Below are 13,136 nucleotides of genomic sequence, written 5' to 3' on the forward strand. Positions count from 1 at the left end.
ACGTCGATGTACAATAATGAACTCTCCGACGGAGCTCGCACCCGAAGTACGGTCGATCCTCGAGGCCGCCGGGGAGCGATCGAACGCCGATCGAGACCGGCTCTCGGTCGACGCGCGGTCGCTGCCCGACGCGCTGGCTCGAGCGGAGGCCGACGGCCGGGTCCCGATCATCGCCGAAGTGAAACCCACGAGTCCGACCGCCGAAGGCACCCGCGCGGACGATCCCGTCGAACTCGCGGAGGCGATGGTTGCGGGCGGCGCGGCGGCGATCTCGGTATTGACAGAACCCGACCACTTCGGGGGGTCGGCCGAGGCCCTCGAACGAGTGCGGGCGGCCGTCGACGTCCCGGTCCTGCGGAAGGACTTCGTGCTCGAGGAGCGCGGGATGGACGTCGTCGAGGCCGACCTGCTCCTGCTCATCGCGCGGTTCGTAGAGGACCTCGAGGGGCTGGTCGAGGCCGCCCGCGACCGGGGCTTTCAGCCCCTCGTGGAGGTCCACGACCGCGGAGAGCTCGAGGACGCCCTCGAGGCGGGCGCCGAGATCGTCGGCGTGAACAACCGGGATCTGGCGAAACTCGAGGTCGATCTCGGAACGTTTGAATCCCTCAGTCCCCACGTTCCGGACGACGTGACGCTGATCGCCGAGAGCGGCGTCTCGACTCCCGATGACGTTCGGCGGATGCGCGAGGCGGGCGCCGACGCCCTGCTGGTCGGCAGCGCGATCATGGACCACGACGGCGCGGGCGACGTGACCGAGAACACGCGACGACTCGCGGACACGACACAGGAGACATCTAATGAGTAAACCGGAGCGAAACCGCGACCGAGACAGCGAGGCAACGTTCGGCGAGTACGGCGGCCAGTACGTCCCCGAGGCGCTGATGCCCGCCGTTCAGGAGCTCGAGGACGCCTACGAGCGCTACGTCCTCGAGAACGAGGACGGCTTTATGGACGAGTTCCGCGATCGGATGCGGGACTTCGGCGGGCGTCCGACCCCACTCCAGCGCGCGGATCGGCTCAGCGATCGGTACGATCGCGAGATCTACCTCAAACGCGAGGACCTGCTCCACGGCGGGGCCCACAAGCTCAACAACGCGCTGGGGCAGGTGTTGCTGGCGAAGTACATGGGCAAGGAGCGGATCATCGCCGAGACCGGGGCGGGCCAGCACGGTACCGCGACAGCGATGGCTGCGGCCCACCTCGATATGCCCTGCGAGATCTACATGGGCCGGACCGACATCAACCGCCAGCGACCCAACGTCTACCGGATGCGGATGAACGGCGCTGAGGTCAACCCGGTCACCGCCGGCTCCGGAACCCTGAAGGAGGCGATCAACGAGACGATGCGCGACTGGGCGACGACCGTCGAGCGGACCCACTACGTGATCGGCTCGATCGTCGGTCCGCACCCGTTCCCGAAGCTCGTTCGCGACTTCCAGTCGGTGATCGGTCGGGAGGCCCGCGACCAGATCCGGGAGAAGGCGGGTCGGCTCCCCGACAGCGTTCTCGCGTGTGCGGGCGGGGGCTCGAACACGATGGGAACGTTCCACGAGTTCGTGCCGGACGAGGGAGTGAAGCTGTACGCGGTCGAGGCCGGCGGCTCGAGCCTCGAGATCGACGAGGAAAACGCGCTGGCACCGAACTCGGCGACGCTGTCGACGGGCACCGACGGCGTGCTCCACGGCGCGATGACCAAGCTCCTCCAAAGCGGCGACGGGCAGATCATGGAGTCACACAGCGTCAGCGCGGGGCTCGACTACGCCGGCGTCGGTCCCGAGCTGTCGTATCTGGTCGACACCGGTCGAGTGACGCCCGTCAGCGTCGGCGACGACGCGGCGCTCAACGGCTTCCATCGCCTGTCGAACCTCGAGGGGATCATCCCCGCACTGGAGACGAGCCACGCACTGGGGTACTTAGAAGAAAACTACGAGGAACTCGGCGACCTCGTCGTCGTCAACGCCTCCGGCCGGGGCGACAAGGACCTCGAGACGGTGCTCGAGGAGACCGAGAAGCGCGATCTCGAGGCCGCGCCGGACGTCGAGGTGTTCGACCAATGAGTGAGATCGAGGCGGCCATCCGCGAGAACCATCCCGCCCTGATCACGTACATCACCGCCGGCGATCCCTCGCTCGAGGACACGAAGGCGTACGTCGAAGCCCTGGACCGGGGCGGCGCGGACCTGATCGAACTCGGACTCCCGTTCTCGGAGCCGATCGCCGAGGGGCCGACGATCCAGGCGGCGATCAACCGCGCGCTCGACGCGGGCACGACCCCCGAGGGCTTCTTCGAGCTGGTCGACGACCTCGAGACGGAGGCGCCGCTGCTGGTGATGACGTACTACAATATGCTCCTCCAGTACGGGCCAAGCGAGGCGCAACGCGCCTCGGATAGTCGAGCGGTGGAACCGCGAGACAAGCCGGACGTCCGCCCGTTCGTCGAGCGCGCCGCCGAGGTCGGGCTCTCCGGACTCATCGTCCCCGACCTGCCCGCGGAGGAGGCCGATCCGCTGCGAACGGCCTGTGACGACCACGGGCTCGACCTCGTCTTCATCGTCGCGCCGACGACCGAGGGCGAGCGACTCGATCGGATCATGTCACAGGTGTCGGGCTTCGCCTACGTCCAGGCCCGCCTGGGCACGACGGGTGCGCGGGCGGACGTCTCGAACGCGACCCACGACAGCCTAACCCGCCTCGAGCAGTATGATGTTCCGAAGGCGGTCGGCTTCGGCGTCAGCGAGGGTGACCACGCCGCAGAGATAATCGAGGCCGGCGCCGACGGCGTCATCGTCGGCAGCGCGCTCGTCGACCTGATCGCCGAACACGGCGAGGGCGACGCCCCCGCGGCCGACGCCCTCGAGGCCAAAGCCGCGGAGCTCAAACGCGGCGCCCGCCGGGGCGGCGGGGTAGATGTACCGGAACCAGAACAGCCATAACCACCTGATTGCTAGACACTCGCAATGACTACAGGCACCGAGGCACGACTCGAGCGGATCGGTACAGACGGATCGTACGTAATCGTCCCGATGGACCACGGCATCACGATGGGCGCCGTCCAGGGACTGAAAGACATCGAATCGACCATCGACGGCGTGACGCGCGGCGGCGCCGACGCCGTCCTCACTCAGAAGGGGATCGCCCCCCGCGTCCACGACAACAAGAATGGTAAGGGGTACATCGTCCACCTCAACGGGTCGACGACGATCGGCCCCGACGAGCAGGACAAACGGCTAACCGGCACCGTCGAGGAGGCGATCCGAGTCGGCGCGGACGCCGTCTCCTTCCACATCAACGTCGGCTCGAACTACGAGCCCGACCAGACCAGCCAGCTCGCAGAGATCACCGCGGAGGCCGACCGGTTCGGCATCCCCGTTCTGGCGATGGCCTACGCCCGCGGGCCGGGCGTCGACTCGACCGACCCCGAGTCGCTCGGCCACGCCGTCCGCCTCGCCGAGGAGGTCGGCGCCGACCTCGTGAAAACGGGCTACAGCGGCGACGCCGACAGCTTCCAGCACGTCATCGAATCGACCCGGCTGCCCGTCGTCATCGCCGGCGGCTCGCGGGGCACCGACCGCGAGACCCTCGAGATGGTCCGGGGCGCGACCGACGCCGGCGGCGCCGGCATCTCGATGGGGCGCTCGATCTTCCAGCACGAGGACCCCGAGGCGATCGCGACGGCCGTCGGCGGGATCGTCCACGACGATCTCTCCGTCGACGAAGCCCTGACCAGGTCCGGGCTGGCACTCGAGGTCTGATCGGTAGCGCACTCGTCCGTTTCGTTCGTGTTCGACCCTCTCACGTACGGACCGGTCCCTTTTTCGGAGTTACTGTCAGCGCACAGAGAACCGCTATCTCCGTGCGACGCGTCCGTTCGTTCGGAGAGTTCAATGAGCACACCAACTACCGAACCCGGAACCTACTCGTTACAGAAGGGGTGGCGGACGCTCGCGATCGCGGGCGGTGTCGTCGCGCTGCTCGGCCTGCTCGCGATACTACTACCGTTCGCGACCGGCATCGCGATCACGTACCTCGTCGGCGCCCTGCTGGTCGTCGGCGGAATCGTCCACGCCGGACACGCGTTCACCGCGCGCGGCTGGCGGGGATCGCTGTGGCAGCTCGCACTTGCAGTGGTGTCGATCGGTGCTGGATTGCTGCTGCTCGTCAATCCGATCCTGGGCCTGCTCAGTCTAACGATGCTGGTCGTCGCGTACCTGCTCGTCGACGGTATCGCCGAACTGGGCGTGAGTCTTCGGATGGCAGGCGAACCGGGACGGTCCTGGATCGCCGCCAGCGGCGTCCTCTCGCTCGTTCTCGCGGGGCTTCTGTGGGCCGGTTTCCCCGCCACTGCAGCCTGGGCGATCGGGCTGCTCGTCGGGATCAGTCTCCTCACGACGGGGCTCTCGATGGCCGCCGTCGCCTACGGCGGACGCCGGCTCGAGGACGACGTGGCACCGCCGGCGACTGAACCGCGCGGCGCCTGAGACGCCGTCTCCGCTTTTCGGCCGAACTGCGCTCACCCCCGGATGCCGACTGGATCCGTCTCGAGCAGTGCCTCGACGACCGCCGAACCGACGCGCTCGGCGTTGTCGATCGCCAGCGCGAGACTCGCCTCGGTTCCGTCGAAGCTCTCTTCGACCGTCTCGCCGGGCGCCGGGCGGTCGTAGTTGGCGACCGCGCGCACGCTCAGGTAGCGCTCGAGCAGGCCGAAGCGCTCGAGGGCGGTCGTCGTCGCGGCGTCTTCCATCTGGGTCGTCGCGTAGGAGGCGACCCCGTACTGCTCGCAGAGCCAGTCGACCTCCCTGGCGTAGCGCGGCCCGTGCCAGAACTCGTCGCCGCAGACGGTCGTCCCGACCTCGACGGTCGGCCCATCGTCGGGTGCGGTCGGGTACCGATCCTGGTAGATCCGGACATCGGAATCGGCCCCGAGGTCGATCTGCGCTGCTGCGTCGAGCGCCGGCTCGAGGAGCCGATCCTCGAGTCGGTGCACGTAGTCCCGCGGTCGGTAGGCGAGAGTGTCGATCGACTCGGCAGGGTCGTCCGATCGCTCGTCATCGGTTTCGGTGCGGTCCCAGCGGTGTTTGCGATCCCAGTCGACGATCGCGTCCGCGAGGGCGACCGAGCCCAGCGCGGCTCGAGACGGCGGGCCGCCCGCGATCCCCGCCGAGAGGACGTACGCCGACTCGAGGTCGAGCCCCGGGCTCGCGAGCAGCGCGGTCGTCGTCGTCGCGGCGTCGCTCTTGCCGATCCCGGTCGTCGTGATCGCGACGCCGTCGTCGGTGAGGTAGACCGGCGTGTCGGCCCCCGGGACGGTCAGCGCGTCGACGAGGTCGGCGCGCTCGAGCCAGGGACGGCGCTCGTCCAGGGGCGGTTCGGCGACCGCGACGAGCACGAGCGCGGCGGGACGAACCGGATCGTTCGGCTCGAGGTGTCGCGGCTCCGGACACGGGGGGTCGCTCATGGTCGACGGTTGGCGCCCGGGCGAAAAGGCTTGCCGGAAGCCGGAACCGTTTCGTGGGTCGCTTTCGTCCGTCGAGCCGTGACAGACGAGGCGCTCACGCTCGACGACGAGATCCTCGCCCGTGCGCGGATCCACGCCCGCGAGGTCGCCGCCGAACACGACCTCGAGCTCGAGGTCGGCGCGCTCGAGTGGGACGTCTCGGCGCGGGCACGGCGTCGCGCGGGGCTGTGCCGGTGGGACGCCGACCGCGAGGTGGCGACGATCGTCCTCGCACGCCGGGCCTACGAGCGCTACGAGTGGCCCGAGTTCGCAGCGGTCGTCCGCCACGAGCTCGTCCACGCCCTCGAGTTCCAGCGCACCGGCGAGTCGGGCCACGGCGAGCGCTTTCGTACGCTTGCGGCGCGGCTCGAGGCGCCCCGCCGTTGCCGATCCTTCGCCAACCCGCGGTACGTGCTCCGCTGTCGGGGGGACGACTGCGACTGGCGGGCGACGCGCCACCGGGCGTCCGAGCCCGTTCGGACGCCGGGCCGGTATCGGTGTGGCGACTGCGGGGGCGCCCTCGAGGTCGAACACGCCGACAGCGGCCGAACATGGAACACCGCGAGCGGGTACGGAGGCGCGAAGGCCGCGCTCGGCGAGGACTGGTGAGCGGAGCGCGGAACACTTATCCGGAAACCGAGTACAGATCCAGCCATGGGAATACTCGATCTGATGCTCGGGCGGTCGGGCGAGGGCCAACAGGGAATCGATGGCCACTCCTACAAGCTGCCCGAGGAGAGCCACGAGTTCGTCTACCCCGTCGCCGTCCGCCGGATCGAGCTCGATGCGATCGCGGAGCTGCTGGCGGCCGACGAGTCGGCGCCATCGCTGGCCGAAAACGCCGACGAGCTCCAGGATACCTTCGACGAGCTGTTCGACGGCCAGGGACCCGACGCGACCGACATCGCCGCCAGGGAGGAGGCCGCTCGCTCGACGGTCGAAACCGTCCTCGAGACCTGGCGCGAGCAGGTCCCCGACGGGGACGACGGGCTCGGCGTCGTCTACGTCCAGCAGGGCGAGTTCGAGGCGATCCGATCGTTCGTCAAGCGCTGTAAGCAACGCGACGACGGCAGCAGCGAGTTCGAACTCCCGGAGTCGCTGCCCGCGGTCGCCGCCCTGCTGTCACGGCTGGACGAGGCGACCGACAGCCGGTACCGGGCGGTCGTCCACACCGATCTGTTACCCGAGGCGTAGTCGCGATCAGACGATCGACGCGAACTCCTCGAGGGAGTCGAGTTCGTACGTCGGCTCGTGCTCGCGGCCGACGTCGTCGCGGCCGACGTCGATCCACGCCGAGTCGAGCCCCATCGCGTTGGCGCCCGCGACGTCGGCCCGCAGGGAGTCGCCGACGTGGATCGCTCGCTCCGGGCTCGCCTCGAGCGCGCCCAGCGCCCGCTCGAACGGCGCGGCGTCGGGCTTTGGGAAGACGCCAGCGTTGGGATTCGTGTAGACGCGGACGTCGAAGGCGTCCTCGATGCCGAGCGCCCGCAGCTTCTGGATCTGGGTCTTCCGGCCGCCGTTGGTGATCAGCCCGACCCGACCGCGTTCGCGGGCGTACTCGAGGGCGGTCTCCGCGCCGGGGCGAAACCGGACGGCGCTTGGGTTCTGCACCTCGAGATACTGCTCGGCCAGCGAGGGCGCGAGGTCGGCGTCGGCCCGGTCGGCGACTTCTTTGAACAGCTCCCTGTAGAACTGTTCGGCGGTCTGAACGGTCGGCACCTCGGGAACGGCCGCGCGGAGATCGGCGGGGGTACAGAACGGGTCGCGGTCGACGCCCTCGAAGGCGCGCTCGAGCACCGCGGCGGGATCCTGTGTGGGCTCGCAGAGCGTGCTATCGAGATCGAAACAGATCGCGTCGTAGGCTGCCATCTGGTATCCGGTACGGTGGCGAGCGTTCTGAACGTTTCGACCCGTGACAGATGCGAACTCGGCGCACTGCCGCGGGTGTCGGTCCGACCTTTCGATCCCCACGACTGCTGTCGGATCCGCCACGTTCAAGCCGTTCCCCTTCGAGACTCGAGCTATGACGAGAGCTGTCTGGGTCAAAGCCGACGACGCCGTCGGCGACTGGGACGCCCGCCGCGCACGGATCACGACCGCGCTCGAGGCGGGCGCCGACTGGGTACTGGTCGACGAGGACGACGTCGAACGCGTCAGCGAACTCGGCGAGATCAACGTCGCGGCGTTTCGCACCGACGGGGACGTCACCTTGGTCGACGACGTCGACGTCGTCGACGCCGAGGCGGAGTCGGAGCCGGAGTCGACCGCCGAGCCCGACGCCGTCGTCGTCGGCAAGAACGGCGAGGGCGACGGGACGATCGATCTGCCGACCGATCTGTCGGGTTCGGCCGACCTCTCGACGCTGCGCCGCGAGGGCGAGCTCGACCGGGGTGCGTACGTTCGCATCCTCGGGACGGAGTACGAGGCCTTCGCCGAGTCGGCCGCCGAGGAAGCCGACCACACGATCGTCGTCGGCGAGGACTGGACGATCATCCCGCTCGAGAACCTGATCGCGCGGATCGGCGACGAAACGGAACTCGTTGCGGGCGTCACGAACGCCGAGGAGGCCAGAACTGCCTTCGAGACGCTCGAGATCGGCGCCGACGCCGTCCTGTTGGATTCGGACGACCCCGACGAGATCCGCCGCACCGTCGAGGTCCGGGACGCCGCCGAGCGCGAGTCGCTCGATCTCGAGTACGCCGAGGTCCTCGACGTCGAACAGATCGGCAGCGCCGACCGGGTCTGCGTCGACACCGGTTCCCTGCTCGAGCACGACGAGGGGATGCTCGTCGGCTCGATGGCCCGCGGGCTCGTGTTCGTCCACGCCGAGACCGCCGAGTCGCCGTACGTCGCCTCCCGTCCGTTCCGGGTCAACGCGGGCGCGGTTCACGCCTACGTCCGCACCCCCGACGGCGGCACGAAGTACCTCTCGGAACTCCAGAGCGGCGACGAGGTCCAGGTCGTCGACACCGACGGCAACACCCGCGAGGCGATCGTCGGCCGCGTCAAGATCGAAAAACGGCCGATGTTCCGGGTCGCCCTCGAGACCGACGACGGCGATCGCGTCGAGACGCTGCTCCAGAACGCCGAGACGATCAAGGTGCCCACGAGCGCGGGCCGAAAGGCGGTGACCGACCTCGAGGCGGGCGACGAACTCCTCCTGTACTACGAGGACACGGCTCGTCACTTCGGCGAGGCCGTCGAGGAGAGCATCATCGAGAAATAGTCGCCGTCAGTTCGTGGGTTCGTCCTCGTCCGGGTTGGCCGGCTCGAGGCGCGTCGTACACCAGTGACAGAACGTGAGATCCTCGTCGAGGGGTTTGCCGCAGTGGGGACAGCTCGGCCCGTCATGGTCGGCGCCGTTGTTCGATCCCGGCGGGAATCCCATCGACCGGAACGTCGCGTCGATCGCGGCAAAGAGGATGATAAACGAGATGACGAACTGGCTTATCGTGTCGGTCTCGGTGGTGATGACGCTCACCGCTCCCGAGAGCGAGTCGGCGGCCGCGATCTGATCGGTGGGAAACAAGATCGCCAGCGACGCCACGAAGATACCGCCGAAGGCGAGACCACGAATCCAGTCGCGGATAAACACGTGGCCCGCACCGGGAAGGAGCACGGAGAGTCCGGCGGCCGCGAGCGCGCGGATCCAAGTCATTGTATGTCAACCCGGTGGTGGAGCGGCGCCCTTAACATTCCGATTTCTCTTGACGTCCGCCTTCGACTGCACTCGTGGGCTTCGGCCGTATTAGTCGGACGGACACGTCACCTCGAGATCGACGATATGGGAACTCGTGAAGCTGCTCCCGTCGAGCTTGACAGTCGCCTCCGGCTCCTCCTCGAGTTCCTCGCAGTCGACCGTTCCCTCGAACTCGGTGAAGGTGCCGGATTCGACCTCGGTCTCCTCGAACTCGATCTTGACGCCGGACGATGTCTCGATCTCAGTTACCGTGATATCCTCGTTCAGCCGGTTCGTAACGTTCAGCAGCTCCCGCTCGCCAAGCGGCGCCGCCGCGTCCGTCGCACTCTCGTTCGCGCTTTCGGTCGCGTTCTCCGACCCGGCGTGGTCAGGTACGTCGGCCTCGACGGCCTCGACGGCGACGTTCGCATCCTCGTCGTCGACGACCTCAACGGCGATCGAGCGGTCCATCGAGACGACGCTTGCGCCGGCACTCGCGGTGATCAGCAGGGCAATCGCGACGGCGATCAGGGCGATTCCAGCGCGTGCGCTCATCGTTTCGGCGGCCCCTCGTGGCCGATGCGGTTGCGCCGCAGGTAGTAGGTGTGGACGATCGCCGAGGCGCCGAACATCGCGGTGAACAGGGCGCCCAGCGCGACGGCCGAGAGCTCGCCGATCGGGTACACCGGCACCCACGCGAGCGCAGTGATCACGGCAGCGACCCCCGATAGGCCCAGGTAGCAGTGGCTCCACGGAATGTCGTCCTCGGGGACGTACTCGAGGTACAGCTGAAGCTTTCGAGCCTCGTCGGTGAGTGTGACCTCCCCTCGGTTGCGGTCGTACTCGATGACCCCGGTCTCGTCGAGGCGGGGCAGGTGTGACTGGCGCAACGAGGTGTAGACTCGTTTCCGCTTCTTCCAGGGAAGCTCGTCCGCGGGTGTCTCGTACTCCCACGAGGACACCGAATCGACGAGCGTGCGCAGGTCCACGCGCTCCTTCTCTTCCCGTTTGAGATAGTGCAGTACCCAGCGTCGACGCTGGTTGCTCAACATCTCGAAGACATCGTCTCGATCGAGCTCACCAGTTTCGAGCTCCTCCTCATCCAATTTGCTAACACTCATTCGGATCCCTCCCTTCGTAACCCCGGCGCCACCCCCCGGTGAGCGTGAGGTACACTTGCTCATGTTTACCGTCGATATTTACTATTGAGAGCATAGAGGATAGCTTCCAAACAGTAGCAAGGGATGATTCGATTGACGGGATCTGTATGCGGTGTTTTCGGGCGTTCGGCACTGTTCGGGCAAATTACACAGTGACATGGTTCTGGCAGTGCTTGCCGGTTCGTTTGATACTACTGTCACAGTTCAAGACAGTATTGACCGACCGATAGCGGAGTTCAGGGTCGGCTTGCCGTCTTGCAGGCGTTGCCAGAGGTTGGCTAACGTGCCTATAGTAAGGGGGCGGCCGCTCGTCGTCGGGTTCGGGTACGTCCGATCTCGCGGGTGGCGAGAATCCGGACGTGCGAGGGGACGATGAGTACACAGCAACAGGGGAACGCGTGGAGACTCGTGAAGCTCGCCGCGATCGGCGCCGCCGCCGTCGTACTGCTCGCGATCGTCGCGGGACACCTGCTCGGGGTTCCAATCGCGCTCAGCTACGTCGAAACCGGCAGCATGGAGCCGACGATCGAGACCGGCGACGGCTTCGTCGCGGTTCCGACCGCCGTCGCCGGCCCCGTCGAGGAGGGCGACGTGATCGTCTTCGACGCCCAGGAGATCGAGGGCGGCGGGCTCACGACCCACCGGGTCGTCGAGGTCACCGACCAGGGCTACGTCACCCAGGGCGACGCGAACCCGTTCCCCGACCAGGACTCCGGCGAACCACTCGTCACCGACGGCCAGGTCGTCGCAACGGCCCTCGAGGTCAACGGCGAGCCGGTGACGGTTCCCCACCTCGGGTCTACGGTGATGGGCGTGGAGAGCGGCCTCGAGTCCGGCCAGCAACAGCTGGCGTCGACGTTCGGCACGACCGCCGTGCTCGGCACCCAGGGGCTGTCGTATCTGTTGCTCGCGTTCGGCCTGGTCGTCCTCGGCGTCTCGCTCGCGCTCGAGCGACGGAGCGGTGCGACCCGCGAGCGCAGTCGGGAGCGCTCGCGCGCGGACGTGTACGACGCGCGGACACTCGTCCTCGGGCTGGCCGCACTGCTGGTCGTCGTCTCGCTGGCGACGATGGTCGCGATGTCGGGGACGACCGAAACGGGGATCGTCAGCGCGGAGTTCGACTCCGATCGCCCCGACGTGATTCCGATGGGTGAGACCGAGAGCCACGAGTACGAGCTGTACAACGGCGGCCTGCTACCGACCGTAACGATGGTCGAGCCGGCCAGCGAGGGGGTCGCCGTCGACGAGCGGACGACGCTTGGCTACGGCGAGAACGAAACGGCGACCGTTGCCTACACGGCGCCGCCCGAGACGGGGTACTACCTCCGTTCCGTGAGCGAACGCACCTACTTCGCGGTGTTGCCGGAGCCGGTGATCGCGACCCTCCACGGGATCCACCCGTGGGCGGCGATGGCGTCGGTGACGGCGGTGCTGACGGGGATAATCGTCGCACCGCTGGCCCTGCTGGTCGGCACCGGAACGATCAGAACGCGCTCGCGGTCTCGCTCGCGTTCTCCGGGCGGCGTAAACGACTGAGAACCATGTTTCGATACAGACAACGACTCGAACGACGGGGGGATCGACCGTGATCAGTGACCGACGGCGCGTGCGGCTTCGCACCGCGCTCGACGAGTGGTTCGTCGTGGTGGTCGTCGCCCTGCTCGCACTCGCCCTGCTCGGGGGGTGGGGCGCCTACGGCGCGGTCGCCGACGACGGCGACGAGGAGTTCGAGCAGCGAACCGTCGAGGCGTGGTCGACGACGGGCGGCTTCGACCACAGCGCGACCGTCCAGGAGGAAAACGAGGTGTTCCCGGTCGGCACCGAGCTCTCGGATCGCTCGATGTACTTCGCCGAGGTCGCACCCGAGCTCGAGGCGACCTTCACCTACGCGTACGACGCGCCCGACGGCGACGTCGCGGTCGACGTCGAAGCCGATCGCGTGATTCGGTCGGTCGGCGAGACCGACGACGAGGAAGAGGAGGTTCTCGAGTACTGGGCGACAAACGAGACGCTCGCCCAGGAGGAGACCGAGTCCCTCGCACCCGGCGAGGAGCAGACGACGTCGTTCAGCGTCGACGTGCCCGAAACGACCGCGGAGGCCGAGGCAATCCAGGAGGACCTCAACGAATCCGTGGGTGACCTCGAGACGGTCGTCGAGGTCCAGGTGGCTCTCGAGGGGACGATCGACGGCGAGTCGGTCGATCGCGTCGACAGCTACGAGCTGGTCATTGAGCCCGACGACGCGACGTACGCGGTCGAGGCGCCTGCGGCCGAGGAACGGACCGAGGAACGAACCGAGGAGGTTGCGGTCGCGGGGAGCTCCGGCGGGCTCAGTTCTGTTGTTCTCGCCCTGCTCGGGGTCGGGTCGGTCGCGGCCCTCGGCGTCCTCGGGGTCGCCCGGCGGAAGGGCACCCTCGCGCCCTCGGCGGCCGAACTCGAGCGGATCAACGACCAGTACGAGCGCGAGGAGTTCGACGACTGGATCTCGCGCGGGAGGCTGCCCGCGGAGGTCCGCGAGCGCTCTCGGATCGAGATCGCGACCCTCGAGGACCTCGTGGACGTCGCCGTCGACTGCGATCGCCGCGTGCTCGAGGACGAGCGCGACGGGCGGTACTACGTCGTCGACGATCGGTCAGTGTACGTGTACGTGCCCGAGGGGCTCGAGGACGATCGAAATCCGGTTCTCGAGGTCGACCCGCAGGAAGCCGAGGAGCCCACTGTTATTGGTGACGGCTCGGGTGAGGAGAGTGGGCTCGAGGACGAGAGCGACGACGTCGATTCGTAGCGGTTTTCGGGTTTCTCGA

15 protein-coding genes are annotated in these 13,136 nt (G+C 67.8%); 10 read left to right on the forward strand and 5 right to left on the reverse strand.

Annotation, left to right across the window (positions count from 1 at the left end; all coding sequences use genetic code 11):
- Nucleotides 1-16 precede the first annotated feature (16 nt).
- From trpC to QA600_RS07415, 5 genes are all read left to right on the forward strand, one after another.
- A complete protein-coding gene (gene trpC, locus QA600_RS07395) occupies nucleotides 17-805 on the forward strand; it encodes an indole-3-glycerol phosphate synthase (protein WP_278291306.1) in 789 nt (262 codons plus the stop codon).
- Nucleotides 798-2,057 carry a tryptophan synthase subunit beta gene (gene trpB / locus QA600_RS07400; protein ID WP_278291307.1) on the forward strand — a complete coding sequence of 420 codons (1,260 nt, stop codon included), beginning with the start codon at nucleotides 798-800 and terminating at the stop codon, nucleotides 2,055-2,057. Before trpC ends, trpB begins: the two co-directional genes overlap by 8 nt.
- Nucleotides 2,054-2,932: a tryptophan synthase subunit alpha gene (gene trpA / locus QA600_RS07405; protein WP_278291308.1), complete on the forward strand. Its 879-nt coding sequence runs from the start codon at nucleotides 2,054-2,056 to the stop codon at nucleotides 2,930-2,932. The genes trpB and trpA overlap by 4 nt, the downstream gene beginning before the upstream one ends.
- 24 nt (nucleotides 2,933-2,956) lie before the next feature.
- Nucleotides 2,957-3,751: a 2-amino-3,7-dideoxy-D-threo-hept-6-ulosonate synthase gene (locus QA600_RS07410; protein ID WP_278291309.1), complete on the forward strand. Its 795-nt coding sequence runs from the start codon at nucleotides 2,957-2,959 to the stop codon at nucleotides 3,749-3,751.
- A gap of 132 nt (nucleotides 3,752-3,883) precedes the next feature.
- On the forward strand, nucleotides 3,884-4,477 hold the full coding sequence (locus QA600_RS07415; protein WP_278291310.1) for an HdeD family acid-resistance protein: 594 nt from the start codon (nucleotides 3,884-3,886) through the stop codon (nucleotides 4,475-4,477).
- Nucleotides 4,478-4,509: 32 nt separating this feature from the next.
- On the opposite strand, the gene QA600_RS07420 is transcribed toward QA600_RS07415, so the two are convergent.
- Entirely contained in the window at nucleotides 4,510-5,454 is a 945-nt protein-coding gene (locus tag QA600_RS07420; RefSeq protein WP_278291311.1) for a phosphorylase, read from the reverse strand.
- Between the two features lie 78 nt (nucleotides 5,455-5,532).
- On the opposite strand from QA600_RS07420, the gene QA600_RS07425 reads away from it, so the two are divergent.
- Nucleotides 5,533-6,102 (forward strand): SprT-like domain-containing protein, encoded by a 570-nt coding sequence (locus QA600_RS07425; RefSeq protein WP_278291312.1) that lies wholly within the window; start codon nucleotides 5,533-5,535, stop codon nucleotides 6,100-6,102.
- 45 nt (nucleotides 6,103-6,147) lie between these two features.
- Entirely contained in the window at nucleotides 6,148-6,687 is a 540-nt protein-coding gene (locus QA600_RS07430; RefSeq protein WP_278291313.1) for a hypothetical protein, read from the forward strand.
- A gap of 6 nt (nucleotides 6,688-6,693) precedes the next feature.
- Here the strand turns inward: QA600_RS07430 and QA600_RS07435 are convergent, their stop codons facing one another.
- Nucleotides 6,694-7,362, reverse strand: coding sequence for an HAD family hydrolase (locus tag QA600_RS07435; protein WP_278291314.1), 669 nt, complete (start codon nucleotides 7,360-7,362; stop codon nucleotides 6,694-6,696).
- A gap of 154 nt (nucleotides 7,363-7,516) precedes the next feature.
- On the opposite strand from QA600_RS07435, the gene QA600_RS07440 reads away from it, so the two are divergent.
- Nucleotides 7,517-8,719 carry a 3-dehydroquinate synthase II gene (locus tag QA600_RS07440; RefSeq protein ID WP_278291315.1) on the forward strand — a complete coding sequence of 401 codons (1,203 nt, stop codon included), beginning with the start codon at nucleotides 7,517-7,519 and terminating at the stop codon, nucleotides 8,717-8,719.
- A 6-nt stretch (nucleotides 8,720-8,725) separates the two neighbouring features.
- On the opposite strand, the gene QA600_RS07445 is transcribed toward QA600_RS07440, so the two are convergent.
- The 3 genes from QA600_RS07445 to QA600_RS07455 form a co-directional block, all read right to left on the reverse strand.
- A complete protein-coding gene (locus QA600_RS07445; RefSeq protein WP_005553847.1) occupies nucleotides 8,726-9,151 on the reverse strand; it encodes a zinc ribbon domain-containing protein in 426 nt (141 codons plus the stop codon).
- Nucleotides 9,152-9,241: 90 nt separating this feature from the next.
- Nucleotides 9,242-9,727, reverse strand: coding sequence for a hypothetical protein (locus QA600_RS07450; protein ID WP_278291316.1), 486 nt, complete (start codon nucleotides 9,725-9,727; stop codon nucleotides 9,242-9,244).
- Nucleotides 9,724-10,293: a hypothetical protein gene (locus tag QA600_RS07455; protein ID WP_278291317.1), complete on the reverse strand. Its 570-nt coding sequence runs from the start codon at nucleotides 10,291-10,293 to the stop codon at nucleotides 9,724-9,726. Before QA600_RS07455 ends, QA600_RS07450 begins: the two co-directional genes overlap by 4 nt.
- A gap of 411 nt (nucleotides 10,294-10,704) precedes the next feature.
- On the opposite strand from QA600_RS07455, the gene QA600_RS07460 reads away from it, so the two are divergent.
- Entirely contained in the window at nucleotides 10,705-11,868 is a 1,164-nt protein-coding gene (locus QA600_RS07460; protein ID WP_278291318.1) for a signal peptidase I, read from the forward strand.
- A gap of 49 nt (nucleotides 11,869-11,917) precedes the next feature.
- Complete coding sequence (locus QA600_RS07465; protein WP_278291319.1) at nucleotides 11,918-13,117, forward strand: DUF5305 domain-containing protein; 1,200 nt, start codon at nucleotides 11,918-11,920, stop codon at nucleotides 13,115-13,117.
- Nucleotides 13,118-13,136: the final 19 nt, after the last annotated feature.

This window comes from Natronococcus sp. A-GB1, from assembly GCF_029688845.1.
GTDB lineage: Archaea > Halobacteriota > Halobacteria > Halobacteriales > Natrialbaceae > Natronococcus.

Excerpts from the sequence above, each read along its gene's own strand:
- trpC (WP_278291306.1), top strand. The coding sequence starts at position 17 with ATGAACTCTCCGACGGAGCTCGCACCCGAAGTACGGTCGATCCTCGAG.
- trpB (WP_278291307.1), top strand. The coding sequence starts at position 798 with ATGAGTAAACCGGAGCGAAACCGCGACCGAGACAGCGAGGCAACGTTC.
- trpA (WP_278291308.1), top strand. The coding sequence starts at position 2,054 with ATGAGTGAGATCGAGGCGGCCATCCGCGAGAACCATCCCGCCCTGATC.
- QA600_RS07410 (WP_278291309.1), top strand. The coding sequence starts at position 2,957 with ATGACTACAGGCACCGAGGCACGACTCGAGCGGATCGGTACAGACGGA.
- QA600_RS07415 (WP_278291310.1), top strand. The coding sequence starts at position 3,884 with ATGAGCACACCAACTACCGAACCCGGAACCTACTCGTTACAGAAGGGG.
- QA600_RS07420 (WP_278291311.1), bottom strand. The coding sequence starts at position 5,454 with ATGAGCGACCCCCCGTGTCCGGAGCCGCGACACCTCGAGCCGAACGAT.
- QA600_RS07430 (WP_278291313.1), top strand. The coding sequence starts at position 6,148 with ATGGGAATACTCGATCTGATGCTCGGGCGGTCGGGCGAGGGCCAACAG.
- QA600_RS07435 (WP_278291314.1), bottom strand. The coding sequence starts at position 7,362 with ATGGCAGCCTACGACGCGATCTGTTTCGATCTCGATAGCACGCTCTGC.
- QA600_RS07440 (WP_278291315.1), top strand. The coding sequence starts at position 7,517 with ATGACGAGAGCTGTCTGGGTCAAAGCCGACGACGCCGTCGGCGACTGG.
- QA600_RS07445 (WP_005553847.1), bottom strand. The coding sequence starts at position 9,151 with ATGACTTGGATCCGCGCGCTCGCGGCCGCCGGACTCTCCGTGCTCCTT.
- QA600_RS07450 (WP_278291316.1), bottom strand. The coding sequence starts at position 9,727 with ATGAGCGCACGCGCTGGAATCGCCCTGATCGCCGTCGCGATTGCCCTG.
- QA600_RS07455 (WP_278291317.1), bottom strand. The coding sequence starts at position 10,293 with ATGAGTGTTAGCAAATTGGATGAGGAGGAGCTCGAAACTGGTGAGCTC.
- QA600_RS07460 (WP_278291318.1), top strand. The coding sequence starts at position 10,705 with ATGAGTACACAGCAACAGGGGAACGCGTGGAGACTCGTGAAGCTCGCC.